The organism is Streptomyces sp. NRRL F-5126, from assembly GCF_000721265.1.
GTDB lineage: Bacteria > Actinomycetota > Actinomycetes > Streptomycetales > Streptomycetaceae > Streptomyces.
In genome coordinates this window covers 389,283-412,904 of record NZ_JOFZ01000008.1, presented here as the reverse complement: position 1 = coordinate 412,904, position 23,622 = coordinate 389,283, and the positions used below count along the sequence as shown (strand labels likewise).

The window sequence follows — 23,622 nt, the reverse complement described above, 5'->3', positions numbered from 1 at the left end:
CGTGCGGCACTCTTGGCTTTGTCGCCGTCCCCCGCACCCCGGCCATACGCAAACGGAGTCCCGATGTCCTCATCCACACCCAAGCCCCGGATCGACACCAGCAAGCCGCATCCGGCCCGGGTCTACGACTGGTTGCTCGGCGGCAAGGACAACTACCTGGTCGACCAGGCCGTCGGCGACAAGCTGCCCGAGGACTCCAAGGCCGCCGCCCGGCAGAACCGCGCCTTCATGCACCGCGCCGTCGCCTGGGCGGCACGCGAGGGGTTCGACCAGTTCCTGGACATCGGCACGGGCATCCCGACGCAGCCGAACCTCCACCAGATCGTCCAGCGCGTGAACCCGGCCGCCCGCATCGTCTACACGGACTACGACCCGATCGTGCTGCGCCACGCCGAGGCGCTGCTGATCTCGACGCCCGAGGGCACGACGGACTACATCCAGGCGGACGTGCGCGAGCCGGGCGCGATCGTGGAGCACGCGCGCACCATCCTGGATTTCGACCGCCCTGTCGTGCTGTCGCTGATCGCGCTGATGCACTTCGTCCAGGACGAGGAGGACCCGTACGGCATCGTCCGCACGCTGGTGGACGCCCTGCCGTCGGGGAGCCTGCTGATCTTCTCGCACGGCACGACCGACTTCCACCCGCCCGAGATGGTCGCGACGGTCCAGGAGGCGTACAAGAAGGGCACCATCCCGCTGCGCTTCCGCACGCGCGAGGAGACCGAACGATTCTTCGACGGCCTCGAACCCGTCGAGCCCGGTCTCGTCACTGCGCCGCACTGGTACAAGGAGGAGCCGGCGCCCGAGGAGGAGCGCAGCGGCATCTACGCCGCCGTCGTCCGCGTGCCCTGATCCCTGGGATCATTCGGTGCCGCGGGGGCGCCGCGCGTGCGGCGCCCCCGCGAACACCCCGCACTCAGCCGATCGCCGTCGCGAAGACGTGCAGCGACGCGTTGTCCGGCAGTGTCACGTACGCGACCTGCTTGCCCGCCGTCAGCGGCACCGACGACGCGTACAGGCTGACCTTGTGGTCGTGCGGCAGCGTGTCGGCGGGCGGGTTGTTCCAGTGCGCCGTCGTGGCGACCAGCGAGCAGCCGTCCACCGCCTGGTTCGCGTACCAGTCGGCCAGCGTCACCGTGCCCGTCGAGGTCGTGCCGTCCGCGTACGTGACGGTCACCTGCCCCTGCTGCGTGCCGTTGGTGCCCGCGCCGAGGAACGACAGCCGCGTCCCCGACCCGCGCACGGCGATCGCCTGGCCCGCGGCCGCCACGTCGTCGGGCGTGCCGGCAGCGACGTCCGGCCAGGTGAACGCGGCCGAGCCGGCCGTGACCCGTCCGCCGGGGCTGATGCCGGCGTCGGCGAGCGCCTGCGCCGAGAAGCTGTAGCCGGCGTCGCCGAACGAGCCCGCCGCCGTGGCGGAGTCGTCCGTGACGCCGACCTCACCTGCCGCCGCCCCGACATTGGCGTAGGCGACCTGGACCGTCGCCGAGCCGTCGCCCGGGCTCGTGTGCGGCGAGCCGAGGTAGCGGGTCGTGCCCGTCAGCTCGGCGGCGCCGCCCTTGGCGCCGTCCGGGAGGGTCACCGCCCACGTCGTCGTCACCGACTTGCCGGGCGCCACCAGCCGGTGCGTCGCCGGGCTCGTGGCCCTCGCCCGCCAGCCGGACGGCACGGACAGCCTCGTCGTGGCGCCGATGACCGGCTGCGTCGCGCCGTTGGTGAACGTCGTGCGCACCGCGACCGTGGAGCCGCCCGCCGCGGGCGACGGCGCGGACACCTTGGTGAAGCGCGGGCCCGTCGTCCTGCGCACCTGGAAGGAGCCGCTCAGCGGCAGGCTGCGCGACGAGTCGCCGACGCGCACCCGGTACGTGCCGGGGGTGAGCGTCCACGCCTGCGCGTCGCTGTTCCAGTACGACGCGTCCTGCGCCGTCAGCCGGAAGGTGACGCGCTTGGTCCGGTGCGCCTTCAGGGCCACCTTCTGGAAGCCCTTCAGCTGGCTGACGGGCTCCCCCGCGGCCTTCGGCTCGCTCAGGTACAGCTGGGCCACCTCGCTGCCGTCCCGCGAGCCGGTGTTGGTGACGTCGGCCGTCACCCGCAGCGATCCGCCCTCCCGCATCGTCGAGCCCTCGACGCGCAGGTGGGAGAACTTGTAGGAGGTGTACGAGAGGCCGTATCCGAACGGGTAGAGCGGGTCCTCGTGCTGCGCGTCGTAGTACTTGTAGCCGACGTCGAGGCCCTCGGAGTACTGGACCTTGCCGTCCACGCCCGGCCACTGCGCCGCCGTGTTCGCGGGCACCTGGTCCAGCGACTTCGGGAAGGTGACCGGCAGCTTGCCGGACGGGTTGACGTCGCCGTAGAGCAGCGCGGCGATGGCGTCGCCGGACTCCTGCCCCGGGTACCAGGCCTCGAAGACGCCCTTGACCTGGTCGAGCCAGGGCATCGTCACGGCGGAGCCGGTGTTCAGCACGACGATCGTGTTCGGGTTGGCCTTGGCGACGGCCTCGATCAGGGCGTTCTGGTCGCCCGGCAGGTCGATGCCGGAGAGGTCGCTGCCCTCGGACTCGAAGTCGTTGGCGTAGACGATCGCCACGTCGGACTTGGCGGCGAGGTCCGCCGCCTGGCCCTGGAGGTCGCTGCCGGGCGTCTCCCAGCCGAGGTGCACCTCGTCGCCGCCGCCGCCCTGGTAGTAGTCGACCTCGACCTGCACCGGCTTGCCCGCGGTCAGCGTGGCCGTGCCGGTCTGGGTGTGGGTCGCCTGGTCGCGCCAGTTGTCGATGACCTGCTTGCCGTCGATCAGCAGCCGGCTGCCGTCGTCGCTGGTCAGCCCGAAGGTGTACGTGCCGGTCGCGGGCGGAGTCAGCGTGCCCGTCCACTTCGTGGAGAAGTTGGTGCCGGCGACGCCGTCGGCCGGGGCCGCGCCGTTCCAGTCGAAGTCCACCTGCGGGTCGGTCCTCGTCGCGGCCGGGTCACCGGAGAGAGTCGTGTTGGTGTAGTAGGCGCCCTGGAGGCCGTGGCCCGTGCCGGACGGCGGCGTGAGGTACTGGCTGCCGATCACCGGCAGCTCGCCGTTGGCGCTGACGTTGCCCTGCGCGTACGTCACCTTCGTGCCCGCGCCCGCGCGCGCCTTGATCCCGTCGTACGGCGTGACGGTGCCGGTGCCCGCGACGGTGGCGCTGCCGCCGCCCGCGCTCATCGTGTCCTTGCCGGCGCCGTCGCCGATGACGGCGATCGACTTGACCTTCCCGCTGTCCAGCGGCAGGACGTGCCCGCTGTTCTTCAGCAGGACCGCGCCGTCCTCGGCGGCACGCTTCGCGACCGCGACGTGGGCGGGCGTGGAGGCGTTCGCGTCCGGGGTGTCGGCCGACGGGTGGTCGAAGAGGCCGAAGCGGAACTCCTCGCGCATGATGCGCGTGACCATGTCGTCCACGCGCGCCTTCTTGACCTGACCGCTCTGCACGGCCGTCTTGAGCGCGGTGCCGAAGTAGGAGCCGTCCGGCATCTGCATGTCCATGCCCGCGTTGGCGGACGCGACGGTGGAGTGGGTGCCGCCCCAGTCGGAGGTGATGAAGCCGTCGAAGCCGAACTGCTTCTTGAGGATGTTGTTCAGGTACGCGTCCTCGCAGGCGTACGTGCCGTTGATCGACGAGTAGGAGCACATGGCCGAGGACGGTTTCGCCTGGTCGAGGATTGTGCCGAAGGCGGCCGCGTAGACCTCGTGGACGGTCCTGTCGTCGATGACAGCGTTGTCAGAGGCCGTGTTGCGGTTGGTCTCCTGGTTGTAGACCGCCCAGTGCTTCACCTGGGCCATCACGCCCTGGTCCTGGATGCCCTCGATGTCGGCGGCGCCGATCTGCCCGGTGAGGTACGGGTCCTCGCTGTACGACTCGAAGGCGCGCCCCCAGCGCGGGTCGCGGACGATGTTCACGGTGGGCCCGAGGTCGACGTCGACGCCCTTCGCCTTGTCCTCGGCGCCGATCACCGCGCCGTACGACTTCGCGAGCGACGGGTCGAAGGAGGCGGCGACGTTCGCCGCGGCGGGCAGCTGGGTCGTGTCGGACATCCGCACGCCGACCGGGCCGTCCTGCATCTTGAGGGCGGGGATGCACAGGCGGGAGTCGCCGGGGATGTAGCCGGTGTACGCGGAGCCCGCGGCCCCGTGGACCATCGCGATCTCCTCGTCCAGCGTCATCTTCGACAGGACCTGGGAGACGCGGTGGCCGATGGGGGCGTGCGAGCCGACCCAGGGGCAGTCGGCCGACGTCGGGGAAGCGGGCTCGCCGGGCGCCGCGGCCGCCGCCGAAGCGGAGGCCGGCACGGCCATCGCCGCGACGAGCAGGGCACCTGAGGCAACCGCACCGAGGCGCGGTCTGGTTCTGCGCATGGTGAACTCCTGGGGAAAGGGAGGAGCTTGGGAGCGGAAACGCGTGGGGTGGAGGTGACAGGAAGTGATGTGTGTGACAGTGGGTGGCCGGACATGGACAGAACGAGACGTTTCTACGGCCTGTCATGTCCGGGAACAAGATGCGTGCGGCGGAATTGGCCTGATCATTGAAGTGTGGCCATGCATGGGGTACGGCCACCGCGCCGGCAGGAGGAAGCGAGCGTGTCCATGCCCGAGACCCCAGAGCGCTACGTCGCCCGCGTCGTGGACGTGCCGGACGCGGGCATCCGTCTTGACCCCGTCGCGGGGTCGGCCGTGCCCGGCGAGCCCACCGAGGTCAACCTCCTCGGCCTGGCCGTCGCCCTCGCGCTGGGGTCGGCTCAGTACGAGCACCACCCCGAGCCCAGGGACGCCGCGCTGCAGACCGTCGAGGCGCTGCTGGCCGGCGAGGCCGTCATGCCCTGGCGCGCGACCGGCGGGGTGGCGGGGACGGTGCCGTACGTCGTGTGCGAGCGCACGGCGAGCGGGCACTACGGCTGCCGCGTGCAGCACCGGCCGGAGGGCGAGGCGGCAGGGCCCGCCTAGCGGGCCGCGGGCAGGACGGCGCACCCTCCCCGTTCTGATACGCTCGTCCTGCGACTTCGGGCAAGGACACCACCAGGAAATATCCGGTGGGTGCACGCGTCACCGTATGCGAGACTTGCCCACGCGCATCGCCTGGTCCTGTGGAGCAGTTTGGAGTGCTCGCCACCCTGTCAAGGTGGAGGCCGCGGGTTCAAATCCCGTCAGGACCGCTGCAGCCTTCCGGTTGCGTGGCTGGGTAGCTCAGTTGGTACGAGCGATCGCCTGAAAAGCGATAGGTCGCCGGTTCGATCCCGGCCCCAGCCACAGCGTGACGAGAGCGGTACGTCCCCGAGACGGGGCGTACCGCTCTTGTCGTTGTGCTCTCCTCGTTCCGCTGTCGTTGCGCGCCGCCCGTAATGGGTTCGCCGCCGGGGCCGCGGCGGTGAGATCCTGGGATGCGGTATGTCTACTTCCCTCGCCGACCTCCAGTCCCTGCTGGCCGAGGTCTCCCTGCGCGACGCGCAGCGGCTCGGCCGCCGACTCGAAGGCACCCGGCGCATCCGCAAGCCCGAAGCACGCCAGGCCGTGCTGGACGAGATCCGCGCCGAGGCCGAGAAGGCAGCCGACCGCGTCAGGCGGCGGGCCGCCAGGCTGCCCGCCGTCACGTACCCCGAGCAGCTGCCCGTCAGCCAGAAGAAGGACACCATCCTGGAGGCGATACGCGACCACCAGGTCGTGATCGTCGCCGGTGAGACGGGGTCGGGCAAGACGACGCAGATCCCGAAGATCTGCCTGGAGCTGGGGCGCGGCCTGCGCGGCATGATCGGCCACACGCAGCCGCGCCGCATCGCCGCACGCACGGTGGCCGAGCGCGTAGCGGAGGAGCTCGGGACGCCGCTCGGCGAGACCGTCGGCTGGAAGGTCCGCTTCACCGACCAGGTCAACCCGGCCTCGACGTTCGTGAAGCTCATGACGGACGGCATCCTGCTCGCGGAGATCCAGACGGACCGCGAGCTGCGCGCCTACGACACGATCATCATCGACGAGGCGCACGAGCGCAGCCTCAACATCGACTTCCTGCTCGGCTACCTCGCCCAGCTGCTGCCGCGCCGCCCCGACCTCAAGGTCGTCATCACGTCCGCGACGATCGACCCCGAGCGCTTCTCCCGCCACTTCGGCGACGCGCCGATCGTGGAGGTCTCGGGCCGCACGTACCCCGTCGAGGTGCGCTACCGGCCGCTGCTTGAACAGGACGGCGACGAGGGCGACCGCGACCAGGTCACCGCGATCTCCGACGCCGTGGACGAGCTGCAGGCCGAAGGCCCGGGCGACGTCCTCGTCTTCCTCTCGGGCGAGCGCGAGATCCGCGACACGGCGGACGCGCTGGAGCGCCGCAAGCTGAGGAACACCGAGGTCCTGCCGCTGTACGCGCGCCTGTCGCACGCGGAGCAGCACCGCGTCTTCCAGCGCCACTCCGGCCGCAGGATCGTGCTGGCGACGAACGTCGCGGAGACGTCGCTGACGGTGCCGGGCATCAAGTACGTCATCGACCCCGGCACCGCACGCATCTCGCGCTACAGCCACCGCACCAAGGTGCAGCGGCTGCCGATCGAGCCCGTCTCCCAGGCCAGCGCCAACCAGCGCAAGGGGCGTTGCGGGCGCACGTCGGACGGCATCTGCGTACGGCTGTACTCGGAGGACGACTTCGAGGCGCGCCCCGAGTTCACGGACGCCGAGATCCTGCGCACGAACCTGGCGTCGGTCATCCTCCAGATGACGGCGGCCGGCCTCGGCGACATCGAGCGGTTCCCGTTCATCGACCCGCCCGACCACCGCAACATCCGCGACGGCGTGCAACTGCTCGAGGAGCTCGGCGCGCTCGACCCGTCCGCCAAGGGACACGTCAAGGGGCGCGGCAAGCGCCTGACGGAGCTGGGCCGAAAGCTCTCGCAACTGCCCGTCGACCCGCGCCTCGCACGGATGGTCGTCGAGGCGGACCGCAACGGCTGCGTCCGCGAGGTCATGGTGATCGCGGCGGCGCTGTCCATCCAGGACCCGCGCGAACGGCCCGTCGACAAGCAGGCGCAGGCCGACCAGCAGCACGCGCGGTTCAAGGACGAGACGTCGGACTTCCTCGCCTTCCTCAACCTGTGGCGCTACCTGCGCGAGCAGCAGAAGGCGCGCTCGTCCTCGGGATTTCGGCGGATGTGCAGGGCCGAGTACCTGAACTACCTGCGGATCAGGGAGTGGCAGGACATTTACAGCCAGCTGCGCACGGTCGCCAAGCAGATGGGGATCTCCCTGGGCGACGAGGACGCCACGGCGCCCGACCAGCGCGTCCACGTCTCGCTGCTGGCGGGCCTGCTGTCCCACGTCGGCATGAAGGACGTCAAGGACGGCGCGAAGAACGAGTACGTGGGCGCGCGCGGCGCCAAGTTCGCGGTCTTCCCGGGCTCGGCGCTGTTCAAGAAGCCGCCCAGGTTCCTGATGTCCGCCGAGCTGGTGGAGACGTCACGGCTGTGGGCGCGCGTCAACGCGCGGATCGAGCCCGAGTGGGTCGAGCCGCTCGCGGGCCACTTGATCAAGCGCACCTACAGCGAGCCGCACTGGGAGAAGGACATGGCGGCCGTGATGGCGTACGAGAAGGTCACGCTGTACGGGGTGCCGATCGTCACCGACCGCAAGGTCAACTACGGCCGGATCGACGCGGAGGTCTCGCGCGACCTGTTCATCCGCAACGCGCTGGTGGAGGGCGACTGGCGCACGCACCACCAGTTCTTCCACGACAACCGCAAGCTGCTCGGCGAGGTCGAGGAGCTCGAGCACCGCGCGCGGCGGCGCGACATCCTGGTGGACGACGAGACGCTGTTCGACTTCTACGACCAGCGCGTGCCGGAACACGTGGTGTCCGGCGCCCACTTCGACTCCTGGTGGAAGCACAAGCGCCGCGAGGAGCCCGAACTGCTCGACTTCGAGCGGTCGATGCTGATCAACGAGGCAGCGGAGTCCGTCACCAAGGACGACTACCCGGACTCGTGGCGGCAGGGCCGGCTGAAGTTCCGCGTCACCTACCAGTTCGAGCCCGGCGCCGACGCGGACGGCGTGACCGTCCACGTGCCGCTACAGGTGCTCAACCAGGTCACCGACGAGGGGTTCGACTGGCAGATCCCGGGGCTGCGCGAGCAGGTGGTCACGGAGCTCATCAGGTCGCTGCCCAAACCGATCAGGCGCCACTGCGTGCCGGCGCCGAACTACGCCAAGCGGTTCCTCGACCGCGCCGTGCCGCTCCAGGAGCCGCTGACCGCCACGCTCGCGCGCGAACTGAGGCAGATGACCGGGGTGACGGTCGCGCCCGACGACTTCGACCTCTCACGCGTCCCCGACCACCTGAAGATCAGCTTCCGTATCGTCGACGAGAGACGGCGGAAGCTGGCGGAGGCCAAGGACCTCGAGTCGCTGCGGCTGAAACTGCGCCCGAAGGCGCGCCAGGCCCTGTCCAAGGCCGCCGCCGCGACGGCGGAGCGGTCGGGCGGAGAGGCGATCGAACGCGGCGGCCTGACGGACTGGACGATCGGCTCCCTGGTCAGGGTCTTCGAGACGCGCAGGGCCGGCCAGCCCGTCAAGGCGTATCCGGCGCTGGTGGACCAGGGCGAGACGGTCGCGGTGCGGCTCTTCGACACCGAGGCCGAGCAGCAGCGGGCGATGTGGCGCGGCACGCGCCGGCTGATCCTGCTGAACGTCCCGGTCAACGCGGCGAAGTTCGCGTCGCAGCAGCTGACCAACCAGCAGAAGCTCAACCTGTCCAGCAGCCCGCACGGCTCGATCCAGGCGCTGTTCGAGGACTGCGCGACGGCCGCGGCGGACAAGCTGATCGCCGACCACGGCGGCCCGGCGTGGGACGAGGAGTCGTACCGCAAGCTGTACGACAGCGTCCGCGCCGACCTGGTCGGCGCGACCGTGCACGCCGTGGCGCAGGTGCAGCAGATCCTGGCCGCCTGGCAGGCCTGCGAGCGCCGGCTGCGCGTCACCACGAGCCAGGCGCTGTCGGCGAACGTCCAGGACGTCAGGGACCAGCTGGCCCGTCTTGTGCCGCCGGGCTTCGTCACGGCCGTCGGCGTGCGGCGGCTGCCGGACGTGATGCGGTACCTGACGGCGGCGGACCGCAGGCTCCAGCAGATGCCGACGGCGGTGCAGCGCGACACCACGCGCATGGAGAAGGTCCACGAGATGCAGGACGAGTACGCCTGGCTGCTTGAGCAGCTGCCCCGGGGGCGGCCCGTTCCCGAGCAGGTGGAGAACATCCGCTGGATGATCGAGGAGCTGCGGGTCAGCTACTTCGCGCACGCGCTGGGGACGGCGCAGCCGGTCTCCGACAAGCGGATCGTGAAGGCGATCGACGCGGCGGCGCCGTAGCGGGCCGGGGTGAGCTTCTCAGTTCGACCCGGCGGTCTGAGCTGCTGTACAGTCTGTCTCCGCGGCCCGCACTCGCCGGGCGGCGCGTCAAGGTCCTGTGGAGCAGCTTGGAGTGCTCGCCACCCTGTCAAGGTGGAGGCCGCGGGTTCAAATCCCGTCAGGACCGCATGAGGTGAAGGGCCCGCACCCCGAGGGTGCGGGCCTTTCGCATTGCCCTTCGCGTTGCCCGGCGCGGCGACCGCCGGTTACACGCCGATGTGCGTATTGACGCTCGTCTGTGCACGCCGCACCCTGTGAAGCCCGGCACGCCAGTGCGTGCCCCGGCCGCACGACCGCGGTCCGTGGTGTGACGGGAGTCACTCTCCAACTTTGGTAAGCAGTCCCGTTTATACCTCTCCTACATGCCCTCAATTTTGTATGTGCAATTGCACTCTCCGGGGATCCACTCCCACAGGTTCCAACACACCGACCGGTCGGACCGTCAGAACGCTTCCGCATCCACCCACACGGGGGACACACCCCGCACACAAGATCGCGCCGGACTCGGCGGAGTCCGGCGCGATCTTGACGACTTACCCGTAATGCCTGGGCGTGGGGCCTGTTGGGGCAGGCACCCGTCGTGTGGAGCTATGGGCGGGAACGGCCGAGTTGGGGGAACTGGCCGGGCCCTGCTTGTTGTGCCTGTTGAGCCCTAATGTGCTGTTCAGGCCTCGCTGCGCTGCTGCGGGATACCCGCAAGCAGTGCGCGGACCTCAGCCTCGCGGTACCGGCGATGTCCTCCGAGCGTTCGGATGGACGTGAGCTTGCCCGCCTTTGCCCAGCGTGTGACCGTCTTCGGGTCCACGCGGAACATCGTGGCAACCTCAGCCGGGGTCAGCAGCGGCTCGGCATCAGGGGTGCGAGCGGTCATGAGCGGCCTCCTCGGGAGAACCGAACCTTCTCGGTTCTTTCCACTAAATTCTGCACCTTGGCCCGCGTTGCCCGAAATGGCGCACGCGGACCGAGTCGGTTATAGGACGAACGGCTTGTCCTCGGCACTACAACTACACCATCTGTCCAGCCACGTCGGCCAAACCGATGGAATTGCCCTCTGAGGTGTTCATCAGCGGCGGAAGCCGATGGACCATGCCATAGCGGACAGTCACGCGACTGTGACGATCAGTCACAGAACTGCCAGGGGCCACCAGACCCCCCATACAGAGTGCAATGCAAAACATTCCACCCACACTTGGGCGGAAGGAACCCTCCCCGGACTCCTTGTCCTATTTTGACACGAGGGTGGGGGATGAGCACAAGGCCCCTGTTAGTGCGGTCCATCACGCTTAAGGACCAAACGCCCGGAATCGGGACGTTGGGCGGAGACGAAAGGCACATCCCACCTGGGGCGCAGGCCGTTGGACTGTGTGTGGTCCTGTGCGGCTCTGGTGAAAGCGTTGCGCGGGAGTGTACGGACAATACGTGAAGCACGGCGATTTCGATACGTCGATCTACGCAGCGCCTACGGGCACACCGTCCGCGCCCGCCCGGACACGGGCGCCACGGAGGACCGCACGCGGGCCGGAAGGCCCGTGCGGGCCCTCCCGGGTCAGTTGGCGAACTGGAGGCGCTTCACGGCGCGCCAGCGCTCGGTGAAGCGCGCGTACGCGGCCCCCGCGCCCTCCCCGTCCCCCTCGCGCAGCGCGGCGATGCCCTCGGCCACGTCCGCCGCCGAGTGGTCCTTCGCCAGACGCTCGTCGGGCAGCACGTGCACCAGGCCGCCGTAGTCCAGCTCCACCAGCGACCTCGGATGGAACTCCTCGAGCCAGCGCCCCACGTCGACCAGGCCCTCGATCAGCGGCCCGTCGTCCATCGTGTCGCGAAGCGCCTTCAGCGCGCGGGCCAGCCGCCTGCGCGCCTGCACCATGGGCGTCCGGTAGCGCAGCAGCGGGCGGCGCGCCCCGTCCCCGCCCGGTCCAGGCTCGTACTCGCGCTCGTCGTCGGCGAAGAGCGTGAACCAGCCCACGGGCACCTGCCACACCGACGTCCTGATCCACGGGCGCGCGTCCGGGTTGCCCTCGCGCCAGCGCTCGTAGTCCGCCGCCGCCTGGCCGCGCACCACGGGCGGCAGCACCGCGTCGAGCAGCGAGCCGGGCAGCTCCTGGGCCAGCTCCTCCAGCGCGAGCCACCCGCGCAGCCGCGTCCGCCAGGGGCAGACGCACACGACGCCGTCCACCTCGGCCACGAACGCGTCGGCGCTCTCGTGCACCCGCACCGGGACCGGCGGTGTCGGCAGCAGGTCGGCCAGCGAGCGGCGCAACTCGTCCTGCGCGGTGGGCGTGGGGCCGCGGCGCGCGTACCGCGTCCAGTGCGCCCTCTCCGGCTCGGGGAACGCCGCAAGCGGCTCGTACACCCGCAGGTAGGACGTGTAAGGGACCAGTACTGAGGAGGACTCCGCCGGCATGCCGAAATCGTCCCACGCCTCAGCAGCCCGCGTCGTACCCCCGCGCGCCTCGCCTCCGCGGGTCAACTGCCTCCGAACCCCGGCCCGCAGGGCCGCGCAGGGCTACGCTCATGCCGAACAGGTCCCGCCCGCGCGCCGCTCCCCACCTTCAGGAGCGGCCGCCGGCGGGGCTCCGCCGCTTCGTACTTGGGAGTCACCACCGTGACCGATGTGACCGACGGCGTCCTGCACACGCTCTTCCACTCCGCGCAGGGTGGACACGAGCAGGTCGTGCTCTGCCAGGACCGCGCGTCCGGCCTGAAGGCCGTGATCGCCATCCACTCGACAGCCCTGGGCCCCGCGCTCGGCGGCACCCGCTTCTACCCGTACGCGTCCGAGGACGACGCCGTCGCCGACGCGCTCAACCTCTCGCGCGGCATGTCGTACAAGAACGCCATGGCAGGGCTCCGCCACGGCGGCGGCAAGGCCGTGGTCATCGGCGACCCGGAGCAGATCAAGACGGAAGCGCTGCTGCTCGCCTACGGCAGGGCCGTGGCGTCGCTCGGCGGCCGGTACGTGACGGCCTGCGACGTCGGCACGTACGTCCAGGACATGGACGTCGTGGCGCGCGCCTGCCGCTGGACGACGGGCCGCTCCCCCGAGGGCGGCGGCGCGGGGGACTCCTCCGTGCTGACCGCGTTCGGCGTCTTCCAGGGCATGCGCGCGAGCGCACGCGAGAAGTGGGGCGAGTCCTCGCTGCGCGGCCGCACGGTCGGGATCTCCGGCGTCGGCAAGGTCGGCCGCCACCTGGTCGGCCACCTGCTGGAGGACGGGGCGGACGTCGTCGTGACGGACGTGCGCGACGACGCGGTCGCCCGCATCGTCGAGCGGTACCCGCGGGTGCGGGCCGTCTCCGGCACGGACGCCCTCGTGCGCCTCGCCGGGCTCGACGTCTACGCGCCGTGCGCGCTCGGCGGCGCCCTCGACGACGCGACCGTGCGTGACCTCACCGCGGGCGTGGTCTGCGGCGCGGCCAACAACCAGCTCGCGCACCCGGGCGTGGAGAAGGACCTCGCCGACCGCGACATCCTGTACGCGCCCGACTACGTGGTGAACGCGGGCGGCGTGATGCAGGTCGCCGACGAGCTGGACGGCTTCGACTTCGAGCGGTGCAGGGCCAAGGCGGCGACGATCTACGACACCACGCTCGAAATCTTCGCTCGTGCAAAGATCGATGGCGTTCCCCCGGCCGCGGCGGCGGACAGGATCGCCGAACTCCGGATGGCGGAGGCCACCGGGAGCGCCTGACGAGGGGGCCGGCGAGACGTGACTCACGCCGGTCGGGCGGGTCGGCCCCCGAGATGGGGTTAAAATCGCCACTGACCAGCGAGTACGGGGCGTCTCGCCGGTTCTGCCCCGGGGCGCGTCATGTGGACGGCGTACCGCATGGCCGCGGAAGCAGGTACGGTTGAAGCCCTACGGACGGGTCTCTCCGACGAGAGCTCGTTCTGAACCATGAACGCGTGTCAAGACTCTGGGGCCGAGTAGCCCCGTCACCGAGGGGGTCGAGCCATGGGGCGCGGCCGGGCCAAGGCCAAGCAGACGAAGGTCGCCCGCCAGCTGAAGTACAACAGCGGCGGGACTGACCTGTCGCGTCTGGCCAACGAGCTAGGCGCGTCTACCTCCAGTCAGCCTCCGAACGGCGAGCCGTTCGAGGACGACGAGGAGGAAGACGACAACCCGTACGCTCAGTACGCAGATCTGTACAACGAGGACGAGAAGGACGAGGACGAGGACTCAGGTCCTTCCTCCCAGCGCCGCGGCGCTTGACGCCTCCACACCTTCGCCGTTTCCTCTCTTCACCTGCCCGGTCCGGGATCACGGTCGCGGATCGGGTTTGTGCTGCCCCGATCACCTCAGGCCGCGTAGTCCCCGACCAGCGCGGCCCCGGTCGTCTCCGCTCCCCGTTCGGTGATCCGTCCGGCGACCCAGGCGTCGACCCCGCGGTCGGCCAGCGTCGTCAGCGCGGTGTCCACCGATCCCTCCGGCACCACGGCGATCATGCCGACGCCCATGTTCAGCGTCTTCTCCAGTTCGAGCCGCTCGACGCCGCCGACCGTGCCGACCACCTCGAAGACGGGCGCGGGCCGCCACGACGACCGGTCGATGACGGCGTGCAGCCCGTCGGGCACGACGCGGGCGAGGTTGGCCGCCAGGCCGCCGCCGGTCACGTGGCTGAACGCGTGCACCTCGGTGGTCCTGGTGAGGGCCAGGCAGTCGAGCGAGTAGATGCGCGTCGGTTCGAGCAGTTCCTCGCCGAGGGTGCGGCCGAACTCCGCGACCTCGCGCTCCAGCGACCAGCCGGCCCGGTCGAAGACCACGTGCCGCACCAGGGAGTACCCGTTCGAGTGAAGACCGGACGAGCCCATGGCGACGACGACGTCACCCGCGCGGATACGGTCCGCGCCGAGCAGTCCGTCCGCCTCCACAACGCCCGTCCCGGCGCCCGCGACGTCGAAGTCGTCCTCGCCCAGCAGCCCCGGGTGCTCAGCGGTCTCGCCGCCGACCAGTGAGCAGCCGGCGAGCACGCATCCCTCCGCGATGCCCTTGACGATCGCGGCGACCCGCTCCGGGTGAACCTTGCCCACGCAGATGTAGTCCGTCATGAACAGCGGCTCCGCGCCGCACACCACCAGGTCGTCGACGACCATGCCGACCAGGTCGTGGCCGATCGTGTCGTAGACGCTCAGCCTGCGCGCCAGGTCGACCTTCGTGCCGACGCCGTCGGTCGCCGACGCGAGCAGCGGGCGCTGGTAGCGCTTGAGGGCGGAGGCGTCGAAGAGGCCGGCGAACCCGCCGATGCCGCCGAGCACCTCGGGCCTGCGGGTCTTCTTGACCCACTCCTTCATCAGCTCAACCGCGCGGTCGCCGGCCTCGATGTCGACGCCGGCGGCCGCGTAGCTGGCACCGGTGCGGGGGGCGGGGGACTGAGACATTGCGGGAACCTTCGTGTCGTCGAACGTACGGGGCGGCACGGGATACGGGCTTGGCGCCGGCCGACGGCGTACGCGGGGCAGGGGGCGGGACGGGCGCTACGGGCGGCGCAGGGCGTCGGCGGCCGCCGTGTCGGCGGGGCCGGCGGCGAGCTCGGTCTCCAGGAGCTGCTTGCCGAGCAGCTCGGGGTCGGGCAGGTCCATCGGGTAGACGCCGTCGAAGCAGGCGCGGCACAGGTCCGGCTTGTCGATGGTGGTGGCCTCGATCATCCCGTCGATGGAGATGTAACTCAGCGAGTCGGCGCCGAGCGAGGTGCCGATCTCGTCGATGGTCATGCCGTTGGCGATCAGCTCGGCGCGGGTGGCGAAGTCGATGCCGAAGAAGCACGGCCACTTCACCGGCGGGGACGAGATGCGGATGTGCACCTCGGCGGCCCCGGCCTCGCGAAGCATCTTGACCAGGGCGCGCTGGGTGTTGCCCCGGACGATGGAGTCGTCCACGACCACCAGGCGCTTGCCCCGGATGACCTCCTTGAGCGGGTTGAGCTTGAGCCGGATCCCGAGCTGCCTGATCGTCTGGGACGGCTGGATGAACGTACGGCCGACGTACGCGTTCTTCACCAGGCCCGAGCCGTACGGGATGCCGCTGGCCTCCGCGTAGCCGATCGCGGCCGGAGTGCCGGATTCCGGGGTCGCTATCACCAGATCGGCCTCGGCCGGCGCCTCGGCGGCGAGTTTCCTGCCCATTTCCACCCGGGACAGGTACACGTTCCGGCCGGCGATGTCCGTGTCGGGCCGCGCCAGGTACACGTACTCGAAGACGCAGCCCTTGGGCTTCGCTTCTGCGAATCGAGTCGTTCGCAGTCCGTTCTCGTCGACCGCGACGAACTCGCCGGGCTCGATCTCGCGGACGAACGCGGCGCCGCAGATGTCGAGCGCGGCGGACTCGGACGCGACGACCCAGCCGCGCTCCAGGCGGCCGAGCACGAGCGGCCTGATGCCCTGGGGGTCGCGGGCGGCGTAGAGGGTGTGCTCGCTCATGAAGACGAGCGAGAAGGCGCCCTTCACCCGGGGCAGCACGAGGGGTGCCGCCTCCTCGACGGTGAGGGGCTTGCCGTCCTCGTCGGTCTGGCCGGCGAGGAGAGCGGTGACGAGGTCGGTGTCGTTGGTCGCCGCGAGCTGGGTGGCCCTGCCGTTCTCCTTGGGCAGGTCGGCGACCATCTCCGCGAGCTCCGCGGTGTTCACGAGGTTGCCGTTGTGGCCGAGCGCCACCGAGCCGTGCGCTGTCGCGCGGAATGTCGGCTGCGCGTTCTCCCACACGGACGCGCCGGTGGTCGAGTAGCGCGCGTGACCGACGGCGATGTGGCCCTGCAGGGAGCCGAGGGAGGTTTCGTCGAAGACCTGCGAGACCAGGCCCATGTCCTTGAAGACGAGGATCTGGGACCCGTTGCTCACTGCGATGCCCGCGGATTCCTGTCCGCGGTGCTGCAGGGCATACAGTCCGAAATAGGTGAGCTTGGCGACCTCTTCGCCCGGAGCCCAGACTCCGAAGACGCCGCAGGCGTCCTGGGGGCCCTTTTCTCCGGGGAGCAGGTCGTGGCTGAGTCGTCCATCACCACGAGGCACGCAACCGAGTGTAGGCGAGATCGACCACTGGTCCGAATTGGGGATGCGTAAAACCTGGGCCGGTCCCGCGCGGGCGACCACGCAACGTGACTCCCGCCCAGCGGACCGTGCGGCCGCCCGGCCTCCGTCCACCGCCCGCGACCGGCGGCCCGGGCCCGTCCGGCCGCCGCGGCGGGGGCCGCGTCCCCTTCGCGGCACCCGGCGAGTCCCCGCGCCACGGACACGCGGCGAAGCCACCGCACGGTGACCCAACTCATACCGGCTAGCGGGCGACCGCCGCGAGCCCGGCGCCGTCCTTGCCCTTCAGGAACAGCGCCTTGTGGCTGGTCTGCGCCGTGACCGTCCCCTTCAGCACCTTGAGGATTCCCTGTTCGAGCTCGGACAGCGCGGGCGAGCAGGCCATCTTGGTCGAGATGACGCGCCCGAAAGTCACCTTGGAGCCGGAGACCTTCACCGGCGCGCGGAAGCTGTTGCACCCGAGGCTGCCGCTGACCGCCCCGTGCTCGAACGTGAAGTGCGCCTTGCCCTCCGTGCCCTTCGGCAGCGTCGTGGAGGATTTCGCGCCGGTCAGGGCGTCCACCGTCCAGGCAGTGCCGACGAGCGGCGCGTCGGGACGCGTCGTCAGCGCGACGCGCGTCCCCCGCTTGCCGGGCGAGGTCAGCACGAGTTCCCTGTCGTTCGCCGCCCGCCCGCTCACGTGCGCCTTGAGCGTCCCCTTGAACGCGTCCCCGATCGCCTCCTCGTACCGCTCCAGATACATCGAGCACCCGACGAACGTCCTGTTCAGGCCGGACACCACGGTGATCTCGTCCCCCTCGACCCGGACCCGGCCGCTGTAGCCGTTGCACCCTGTGCCCAGCGAGATCCGTCCGTCGCGGTCGATCTCCATGGTCGCCGCGGCCGGCACCGCGGGGGACGCCCCGGCGACCGTCAGGCTGTCGACCTTCCACCGCACCCCGGTGAGCGGGAGGTCCGTACGCACCGCGCTACCGCTCGGGTCGGCGGACGGCGCCGTGCCCGAGCCCGTCCCGGCGCCCGTTCCGGACGTACCGGATTGCGTGCCGCAGGCGGCCGTGAGGGCCAGCAGTGCGGCAATGCCAACTGTGGCGATTCCCTGCTTCTGCATGTCCCTCGGACGATCCAACGCCACGCTCGGTTCCGCAACCGGGGCGCACCGTCACCCCATCAGCGGCAGCAGCCCCGACAGGTCGGCGCGCTCCCCACTGGCGCTGACCTCGGCGGCGGCCAGCGCCTCGCCCCAGGTCGTACGCCCCGTGGCCAGCCGCAGCCAGACGAGCGGCCCGGCCTCCACCACGTTGGGCGGCGTGCCCCGCGTGTGCCGTGGCCCCTCGACGCACTGCACCACCGCGTACGGCGGGACGCGCACCTCCGTGGAGGCCCCCGGCGCCCGGACCGCGAGCGCGTCGGCGAGCAGCCGCGTCGCCGTGGCGAGCGCCTGCCGGTCGAACGGCACCGACAGCCCGGCCGCCCGGTTCAGGTCGTCGGTGTGGACGACGAGCTCCACGATCCGCGTGACGAGGTAGTCCGTCAGCCGCATGGGCCCCGAGCTCGTCACGAGCAGCCGGTCGCCCGAGGCGCCCGGCAGCAGGCGCTCGGCACGCTCCGCCACGGTCGTGAACAGCTCCTCCGGCTCACGCGCCGCGGCGAGCGCGTCCACCCGGTCGGCGATGGTGCTCGCCCTGGACGCCGTACCGAACGGCCAGTCGAGCAAGGGCACGGCGGGCCCCACCGGCTCCGGGACTTCGAGGGCGCTGTTGACGACCTCCACCGCCATCGTGAGATGGGCGGCGAGCTCCCGCACCGTCCACGTCCCGAGCCCGGTCGGAAGCGTGTACTGGTCGGGCGCGAGCGCCCGCACGGCCTCCCGCGCATGCTCGAACTGTGCGAGGAGAGCGGCACGTGTCCGCTCGTGGTCGTAGCTGCGGAGTCGCTTCTTGGCGGGCTGCACGCGCATGAGGCTAGCCGACCCCGCCCGCGGTGCGCGGCGCCCGGTGCTCGCCGCCGTCGGCCGTGAACGCCTCGCCGCCGGCCGGGACACCCAGGCCGTGCCATCGAAACGGCAGGCCGCGGCCCACATCGGGGTCGGGATCGTCCATCAGCTGGAAGTGCACGTGCGGCTCGGTCGAGTTGCCGCTGTTCCCGCACTGCGCGATGGCCTGCCCCGCCGTCACCCGCTCCCCCGCGCGCACGGTCAGCGATCCCCGCCGCAGGTGCGCGTAGAGCGCGTACGCGCCGCCTCCCAGGTCGAGGACGACGTGGTTGCCGACCACCCAGCCCGCACCCGCCAGATCCCGTATCCAGCTCTCGGCCAGCATCAGGTACACCACCCCGGGGAGCGAGTTGCGGCTCAGGTGGTCGCGCTTCCCGTCCGACGACGTCACGACCGTGGCGTCCCCCACGGCGCGCACCTGCGCACCGAATCCGGGGAACCGGTCGTTGCGCCTCATGACCGGCCAGATCCGCGCGAACCGCGGCCTCGACCCCGGCTCGGGCTCACCGACGATGTCTATCGCATACGTCTGCCCGTACGCGTGCGTGCCGTGGCTCGGCACCCGGTCCGCCGGGCTGTTGAGAGCGGCCCACCGCCCGGACACCGGCGCCGCGCACTCGACGGCGGGCGGCCGCGCGGCGCGCTGGGCGCGGGCCGTGGAGCGGCCGAGCCCGAAGAGCAGGCAGACGGCGACCACCGCCGGCACCCAGGTGAGCCACCAGCTGAAGGGCAGCTCCGTGATCACGCCCGCGACCACCAGGCCCACGAAGACGAGCCAGCTGAGCCGGTAGACGAGCATGGCGACCTTGCGCCCGGACCACCGGCGCCCCGGCCGTGAACGGGCAGGCGCGGCCCCCCGTGCCGCACCGACCCACTCCCTCCCGGCTGCCTCTTCCTGATCGCGCCCCGGACCCCCGCTCCCCTGCTCGGCGACCGCCTGGTGCTGTTCCCGGTCGTGATGGCTGTCCCGCATCTTTCCCCCTGTGGCGTTTCTCGACGTCTTCCCCGACGGCATCCCCGGCTCCATCCCCGCGCCCTGGTCAGGGCCGCGCGGCGGACAGCATGACGAGCAGCGGCACGACCCGGGCCGCCGGTATCTCGTAACGGCCGCGGCCGGCCGCCTGCAGCCAGCCGGCGCCCGTCAGCTGCCTGAGGTGGTGGTAGACCTGCCCGCTCGTGCCCATCCCGTCGACCTCGGCGAGCTCGGCGGCCGTGCGGCGGCCTCCCACGACCTCCTTCAGCAGCCGCAGCCGTACGCCGTGCCCGAGCGCGGCGAACGCGTCCGCCTCGCGCGACCAGTCCTCGTCCAGCAACTGCTCCGTGGCCGTGCCGTACTGCCACTCGTAGCGCTCCCGCGTGGGCAGGAGCACCGATCCCGTGAACAGCACGCCGCCGTCATGGCTGCCGATGGACGCCAGCTCGGCCTTGAGCCGTTGCAGAGCCCAGAACTCCGGCCGCACACCCGGCTCCGCCGATCCGGGCCCGGAGTCGGAGGGCGCATCGGCCGGCGCCGACACGCCTTCCAGCTCGGCCAGCCTCCGTTCGAGCTCGGTGACTCGCTGCTCAAGACCCATGCCTCGACTTTACGTAATTACGTAATCCCGCACAAGACCTCGGTCGCTCCCACGGAAAAGTCATCTGAACGCACTGATGCCGGTGCCGACATCAGTCGGCACCGGCATCAGTCCGGCAATCGGCCCCCGGCCCCCGCCGTCAGCCCTGGCGCGGGCGCTCGAACGTGAGGAGCAGTCCCTCGACCGCGCCGGGACCGACCCGCCCCTTGACGTCAGCGGCGGTGATGGCCTTCAGAGCCCAGCCCTCCTCCGCGTGCTTGTTGAGCGTCTTCTCCAGCTTGCCGCTGTCGAGGGCGTCGCCGACCAGCGATTCCCTGAACGTCACGACCTTGTACTCGTACATGCGCTTCTCCCCTCGCTCATGACGTGATGACCGACCGGCCGCCTCAGGCGAACAGCGCCGGGATCGCTCCTTCGTAAACGGACCTCAGCTCCTCAAGCCGGAGCGTGACCTCGCCCTGCACCTCGATCACGTCGCCGTCCACCACGCCGATCCTGGTCGCGGGCAGACCCCGTACCTTGCACATGTCCGTGAAGCGCGTCTCCTCGCTGCGCGGCACGGAGACGACGGCACGCCCCGCGGACTCGCTGAACAGGAACGTGAAAGCGTCGAGCCCGTCCGGCACGATGAGCCGCGCGCCGTTCCCACCGCGCAGGCACGACTCGGCGACCGCCTGGATCAGGCCGCCGTCGCTCAGGTCGTGCGCCGCGTCGATCATGCCGTCGCGCGAGGCCGAGACGAGGATCTCGCCGAGCAGCTTCTCGCGGTCCAGGTCCACGGCGGGCGGCAGGCCGCCCAGGTGGTCGTGGATCGCCTGCGCCCAGGCGGACCCGCTGAACTCCTCGCGGGTGTCGCCCAGCAGGTAGACCAGCTGGCCGGCCTCGGCGAACGCCATCGGCGTGCGCCGCGCCACGTCGTCGATGACGCCGAGCACGGACACGACCGGAGTCGGGTGGATCGCCGCCTCACCCGTCTGGTTGTAGAGCGAGACGTTGCCACCGGTCACCGGCGTGCCCAGCCGCAGGCAGCCGTCGGCGATGCCGCGCACCGCCTCGGCGAACTGCCACATCACCGCGGGGTCCTCGGGCGAACCGAAGTTGAGGCAGTCCGAGACCGCGAGCGGCCTGGCGCCCGAGGCCGCCACGTTCCTGTACGCCTCCGCCAGCGCGAGCTGCGCGCCGGTGTACGGGTCGAGCTTGGCGAACCGGCCGTTGCCGTCGTTGGCCAGCGCGACGCCGAGTCCCGTCTCCTCGTTGATCCGGACCATGCCGGTGTCCTCCGGCTGCGCCAGGACCGTGTTGCCCTGCACGAACCGGTCGTACTGGTCGGTGACCCACGCCTTGGAGGCCTGGTTGGGCGAGCCCACCAGCTGCAGCACCTGCGCACGCAGTTCCGCCGCGCCGGCCGGGCGCGGCAGCTTGCCCGCGTCGTCCGCCTGCAGCGCGTCCTGCCAGTCGGGGCGCGCGTACGGGCGCTCGTAGACGGGCCCCTCGTGGGCGACCGTGCGCGGGTCGACGTCGACGATCTTCTCGCCGTGCCAGAAGATCTCCAGCCGGTCGCCGTCGGTGACCTCGCCAACGACGGTGGCGATGACGTCCCACTTCTCGCAGATCGCGAGGAAGCGCTCGACCTTCGCCTCCTCGACGACCGCGCACATGCGCTCCTGCGACTCGCTCATGAGGATCTCCTCGGGCGAGAGCGTGGAGTCGCGCAGCGGCACGTCGTCAAGATCGACGCGCATGCCGCCCGAGCCGTTCGACGCCAGCTCGCTCGTCGCGCAGGACAGCCCGGCGGCGCCGAGGTCCTGGATGCCGACGACGAGCTTCTCGGCGAACGCCTCAAGCGTGCACTCGATGAGCAGCTTCTCCTGGAACGGGTCGCCTACCTGCACCGCGGGGCGCTTCGACGGCTTCGTCGCGTCGAACGTCTCGGACGCGAGGATCGACGCGCCGCCGATGCCGTCGCCGCCGGTGCGGGCGCCGTACAGGATGATCCTGTTGCCGGAGCCCGACGCCTTCGCGAGGTGGATGTCCTCGTGCCGCATCACGCCGATCGCACCCGCGTTGACCAGCGGGTTGCCCTGGTAGCAGGCGTCGAAGACCAGCTCGCCGCCGATGTTCGGCAGGCCGAGGCTGTTGCCGTACCCGCCGATCCCGGCGACGACGCCGGGCAGGACGCGCTTGGTGTCCGGGTGGTCGGCAGCGCCCATCCGCAGCGGGTCGACGACCGCGACCGGGCGCGCGCCCATCGCGATGATGTCGCGCACGATGCCGCCCACGCCGGTGGCCGCACCCTGGTACGGCTCGACGTACGACGGGTGGTTGTGCGACTCGACCTTGAAGGTGACCGCGTACCCCTCGCCGACGTCCACGACGCCCGCGTTCTCCCCGATGCCCACGAGCATCGCGTCGTTCTGCGGGGCCTTCGCGCCGAACTGCCGAAGGTGCACCTTGCTGCTCTTGTACGAGCAGTGCTCCGACCACATGACGGAGTACATCGCGAGCTCGGCGCCCGTCGGACGGCGGCCGAGGATCTCGCGCACCCGCGCGTACTCCTCCTCCTTGAGGCCGAGTTCCTTCCATGGCTGCTCGACGTCGGGCGTCTTCGCGGCGTTGTCGACGGTGTCCAGGGCGGCGGGGCTCATGAGGCGCTTACCAGCTTCTTGAGGATCGAGGTGAAGAATCCGAGGCCGTCCGTGCCGCCCGTGCCGATCAGCGGCTCGACCGCGTGCTCGGGGTGCGGCATGAGTCCGACGACGTTGCCCGCGGCGTTCGCGACGCCGGCGATGTCGCGGAGCGAGCCGTTCGGGTTGCCGTCCAGGTAGCGGAAGGCGACGCGCCCCTCGCCCTCCAGTTCGTCGAGAGTGCGCTCGTCGGCGACGTACCGCCCGTCGATGTTCTTCAGGGGAATGTGGATCTCCTGCCCGGCCGCGAAGTCGGCGGTCCAGGCCGTGCCCGCGTTCTCGACGCCGAGCCGCTGGTCCTTGCAGACGAAATGCAGGTGGTTGTTGCGCAGCATCGCCCCGGGCAGCAGGTGCGTCTCGGTCAGGACCTGGAAACCGTTGCAGATGCCGAGGACCGGCATACCGGCCTTCGCCTGCTCGATGACCTGCCCCATCACGGGCGAGAAACGGGCGATGGCGCCCGCGCGCAGATAGTCGCCGTAGCTGAAGCCGCCGGCGAGCACGACCGCGTCGACCTGCTTGAGGTCCTTGTCGCGGTGCCACAGGGCCACGGGCTCGGCGCCCGCGATGCGCGCGGCGCGCAGCGCGTCGCGGTCGTCGAGCGTCCCGGGGAAGGTGACGACTCCGATGCGTGCGGTCACTTCGCCGGCTCCGCGGTCCGGGTCTCCTCGACCTTCACCGTGAAGTCCTCGATCACGGTGTTGGCGAGGAACGTCTCGGCCATCTCGTGGATGCGGGCGAGGGCGGCGTCGTCCACCGGACCCTCGACCTCGAGCTCGAAACGCTTCCCCTGGCGGACATCGGCGATGCCGTCGAACCCGAGGCGGGGCAGCGCGCGCTGCACGGCCTGCCCCTGCGGGTCGAGGATCTCCGGCTTGAGCATGACGTCGACTACGACGCGTGCCACTGGCACTCCCGGTGGTGTGGTGCGGGCTGTGTTCGCTGTGTCGGCTCAGGTCT

The 23,622-nt window shown here is 70.8% G+C and carries 18 protein-coding genes and 3 tRNA genes; 8 read left to right on the top strand and 13 right to left on the bottom strand.

Annotated elements, in window-relative coordinates; genetic code table 11:
- Window positions 1–63: 63 nt before the first annotated feature.
- On the top strand, window positions 64–852 hold the full coding sequence (locus tag IH48_RS0119945; RefSeq protein ID WP_030906095.1) for an SAM-dependent methyltransferase: 789 nt from the start codon (window positions 64–66) through the stop codon (window positions 850–852).
- 64 nt (window positions 853–916) lie between these two features.
- On the opposite strand, the gene IH48_RS0119940 is transcribed toward IH48_RS0119945, so the two are convergent.
- Entirely contained in the window at window positions 917–4,378 is a 3,462-nt protein-coding gene (locus tag IH48_RS0119940; RefSeq protein ID WP_078849868.1) for a glycoside hydrolase family 3 C-terminal domain-containing protein, read from the bottom strand.
- Window positions 4,379–4,606: 228 nt separating this feature from the next.
- On the opposite strand from IH48_RS0119940, the gene IH48_RS0119935 reads away from it, so the two are divergent.
- The 5 genes from IH48_RS0119935 to IH48_RS0119915 all read left to right on the top strand — a co-directional run bounded on the left by IH48_RS0119935 (window position 4,607) and on the right by IH48_RS0119915 (window position 9,521).
- The gene (locus tag IH48_RS0119935; protein WP_030906089.1) at window positions 4,607–4,963 is read left to right on the top strand and encodes a hypothetical protein; all 357 of its coding nucleotides are present in this window, start codon (window positions 4,607–4,609) and stop codon (window positions 4,961–4,963) included.
- 134 nt (window positions 4,964–5,097) lie between these two features.
- Window positions 5,098–5,172: transfer RNA gene (locus IH48_RS0119930), tRNA-Asp, on the top strand.
- A gap of 20 nt (window positions 5,173–5,192) precedes the next feature.
- A tRNA-Phe gene (locus IH48_RS0119925) sits at window positions 5,193–5,266 on the top strand.
- Window positions 5,267–5,404: 138 nt separating this feature from the next.
- The gene (hrpA, locus tag IH48_RS0119920; protein WP_030906086.1) at window positions 5,405–9,355 is read left to right on the top strand and encodes an ATP-dependent RNA helicase HrpA; all 3,951 of its coding nucleotides are present in this window, start codon (window positions 5,405–5,407) and stop codon (window positions 9,353–9,355) included.
- A 91-nt stretch (window positions 9,356–9,446) separates the two neighbouring features.
- Window positions 9,447–9,521 (top strand) — tRNA-Asp (locus IH48_RS0119915).
- 537 nt (window positions 9,522–10,058) lie between these two features.
- On the opposite strand, the gene bldC is transcribed toward IH48_RS0119915, so the two are convergent.
- Together bldC and IH48_RS0119905 are read right to left on the bottom strand one after the other, a co-directional pair.
- Complete coding sequence (gene bldC, locus IH48_RS0119910; protein WP_003949541.1) at window positions 10,059–10,265, bottom strand: developmental transcriptional regulator BldC; 207 nt, start codon at window positions 10,263–10,265, stop codon at window positions 10,059–10,061.
- Window positions 10,266–10,940: 675 nt separating this feature from the next.
- Entirely contained in the window at window positions 10,941–11,795 is an 855-nt protein-coding gene (locus IH48_RS0119905) for a hypothetical protein (protein WP_030906083.1), read from the bottom strand.
- A gap of 201 nt (window positions 11,796–11,996) precedes the next feature.
- On the opposite strand from IH48_RS0119905, the gene IH48_RS0119900 reads away from it, so the two are divergent.
- A complete protein-coding gene (locus IH48_RS0119900) occupies window positions 11,997–13,082 on the top strand; it encodes a Leu/Phe/Val dehydrogenase (protein ID WP_030906081.1) in 1,086 nt (361 codons plus the stop codon).
- A 264-nt stretch (window positions 13,083–13,346) separates the two neighbouring features.
- Entirely contained in the window at window positions 13,347–13,604 is a 258-nt protein-coding gene (locus tag IH48_RS0119895; protein WP_030906078.1) for a DUF3073 domain-containing protein, read from the top strand.
- Window positions 13,605–13,690: 86 nt separating this feature from the next.
- On the opposite strand, the gene purM is transcribed toward IH48_RS0119895, so the two are convergent.
- The 10 genes from purM to purS form a co-directional block, all read right to left on the bottom strand.
- Window positions 13,691–14,770, bottom strand: a complete 1,080-nt coding sequence (gene purM / locus IH48_RS0119890) for a phosphoribosylformylglycinamidine cyclo-ligase (protein WP_030906076.1) — start codon at window positions 14,768–14,770, stop codon at window positions 13,691–13,693.
- A 96-nt stretch (window positions 14,771–14,866) separates the two neighbouring features.
- Window positions 14,867–16,393, bottom strand: coding sequence for an amidophosphoribosyltransferase (gene purF / locus IH48_RS0119885; RefSeq protein WP_030906074.1), 1,527 nt, complete (start codon window positions 16,391–16,393; stop codon window positions 14,867–14,869).
- A 262-nt stretch (window positions 16,394–16,655) separates the two neighbouring features.
- On the bottom strand, window positions 16,656–17,519 hold the full coding sequence (locus IH48_RS0119880; protein WP_030906072.1) for an META domain-containing protein: 864 nt from the start codon (window positions 17,517–17,519) through the stop codon (window positions 16,656–16,658).
- A gap of 51 nt (window positions 17,520–17,570) precedes the next feature.
- Window positions 17,571–18,362 carry a maleylpyruvate isomerase family mycothiol-dependent enzyme gene (locus IH48_RS0119875; RefSeq protein WP_030906070.1) on the bottom strand — a complete coding sequence of 264 codons (792 nt, stop codon included), beginning with the start codon at window positions 18,360–18,362 and terminating at the stop codon, window positions 17,571–17,573.
- A gap of 10 nt (window positions 18,363–18,372) precedes the next feature.
- On the bottom strand, window positions 18,373–19,203 hold the full coding sequence (locus IH48_RS0119870) for a M23 family metallopeptidase (RefSeq protein ID WP_051840177.1): 831 nt from the start codon (window positions 19,201–19,203) through the stop codon (window positions 18,373–18,375).
- Between the two features lie 241 nt (window positions 19,204–19,444).
- Complete coding sequence (locus IH48_RS0119865) at window positions 19,445–19,978, bottom strand: ArsR/SmtB family transcription factor (protein WP_030906065.1); 534 nt, start codon at window positions 19,976–19,978, stop codon at window positions 19,445–19,447.
- 139 nt (window positions 19,979–20,117) lie between these two features.
- Window positions 20,118–20,321 carry a DUF4177 domain-containing protein gene (locus tag IH48_RS0119860; protein WP_030906063.1) on the bottom strand — a complete coding sequence of 68 codons (204 nt, stop codon included), beginning with the start codon at window positions 20,319–20,321 and terminating at the stop codon, window positions 20,118–20,120.
- 43 nt (window positions 20,322–20,364) lie between these two features.
- On the bottom strand, window positions 20,365–22,623 hold the full coding sequence (purL, locus tag IH48_RS33495) for a phosphoribosylformylglycinamidine synthase subunit PurL (RefSeq protein ID WP_037842537.1): 2,259 nt from the start codon (window positions 22,621–22,623) through the stop codon (window positions 20,365–20,367).
- On the bottom strand, window positions 22,620–23,303 hold the full coding sequence (purQ, locus tag IH48_RS0119850; protein WP_030906060.1) for a phosphoribosylformylglycinamidine synthase subunit PurQ: 684 nt from the start codon (window positions 23,301–23,303) through the stop codon (window positions 22,620–22,622). The genes purL and purQ overlap by 4 nt, the downstream gene beginning before the upstream one ends.
- Window positions 23,300–23,569 carry a phosphoribosylformylglycinamidine synthase subunit PurS gene (gene purS, locus IH48_RS0119845; RefSeq protein ID WP_030906058.1) on the bottom strand — a complete coding sequence of 90 codons (270 nt, stop codon included), beginning with the start codon at window positions 23,567–23,569 and terminating at the stop codon, window positions 23,300–23,302. Before purS ends, purQ begins: the two co-directional genes overlap by 4 nt.
- Window positions 23,570–23,622: the final 53 nt, after the last annotated feature.

Excerpts from the sequence above, each read along its gene's own strand:
- purM (WP_030906076.1), bottom strand. The coding sequence starts at position 14,770 with ATGTCTCAGTCCCCCGCCCCCCGCACCGGTGCCAGCTACGCGGCCGCC.
- IH48_RS0119865 (WP_030906065.1), bottom strand. The coding sequence starts at position 19,978 with ATGGGTCTTGAGCAGCGAGTCACCGAGCTCGAACGGAGGCTGGCCGAG.
- IH48_RS0119940 (WP_078849868.1), bottom strand. The coding sequence starts at position 4,378 with ATGCGCAGAACCAGACCGCGCCTCGGTGCGGTTGCCTCAGGTGCCCTG.
- IH48_RS0119870 (WP_051840177.1), bottom strand. The coding sequence starts at position 19,203 with ATGCTCGTCTACCGGCTCAGCTGGCTCGTCTTCGTGGGCCTGGTGGTC.
- IH48_RS0119945 (WP_030906095.1), top strand. The coding sequence starts at position 64 with ATGTCCTCATCCACACCCAAGCCCCGGATCGACACCAGCAAGCCGCAT.
- hrpA (WP_030906086.1), top strand. The coding sequence starts at position 5,405 with ATGTCTACTTCCCTCGCCGACCTCCAGTCCCTGCTGGCCGAGGTCTCC.
- IH48_RS0119880 (WP_030906072.1), bottom strand. The coding sequence starts at position 17,519 with ATGCAGAAGCAGGGAATCGCCACAGTTGGCATTGCCGCACTGCTGGCC.
- bldC (WP_003949541.1), bottom strand. The coding sequence starts at position 10,265 with ATGACCGCTCGCACCCCTGATGCCGAGCCGCTGCTGACCCCGGCTGAG.
- IH48_RS0119895 (WP_030906078.1), top strand. The coding sequence starts at position 13,347 with ATGGGGCGCGGCCGGGCCAAGGCCAAGCAGACGAAGGTCGCCCGCCAG.
- IH48_RS0119905 (WP_030906083.1), bottom strand. The coding sequence starts at position 11,795 with ATGCCGGCGGAGTCCTCCTCAGTACTGGTCCCTTACACGTCCTACCTG.
- IH48_RS0119860 (WP_030906063.1), bottom strand. The coding sequence starts at position 20,321 with ATGTACGAGTACAAGGTCGTGACGTTCAGGGAATCGCTGGTCGGCGAC.
- purL (WP_037842537.1), bottom strand. The coding sequence starts at position 22,623 with ATGAGCCCCGCCGCCCTGGACACCGTCGACAACGCCGCGAAGACGCCC.
- IH48_RS0119935 (WP_030906089.1), top strand. The coding sequence starts at position 4,607 with ATGCCCGAGACCCCAGAGCGCTACGTCGCCCGCGTCGTGGACGTGCCG.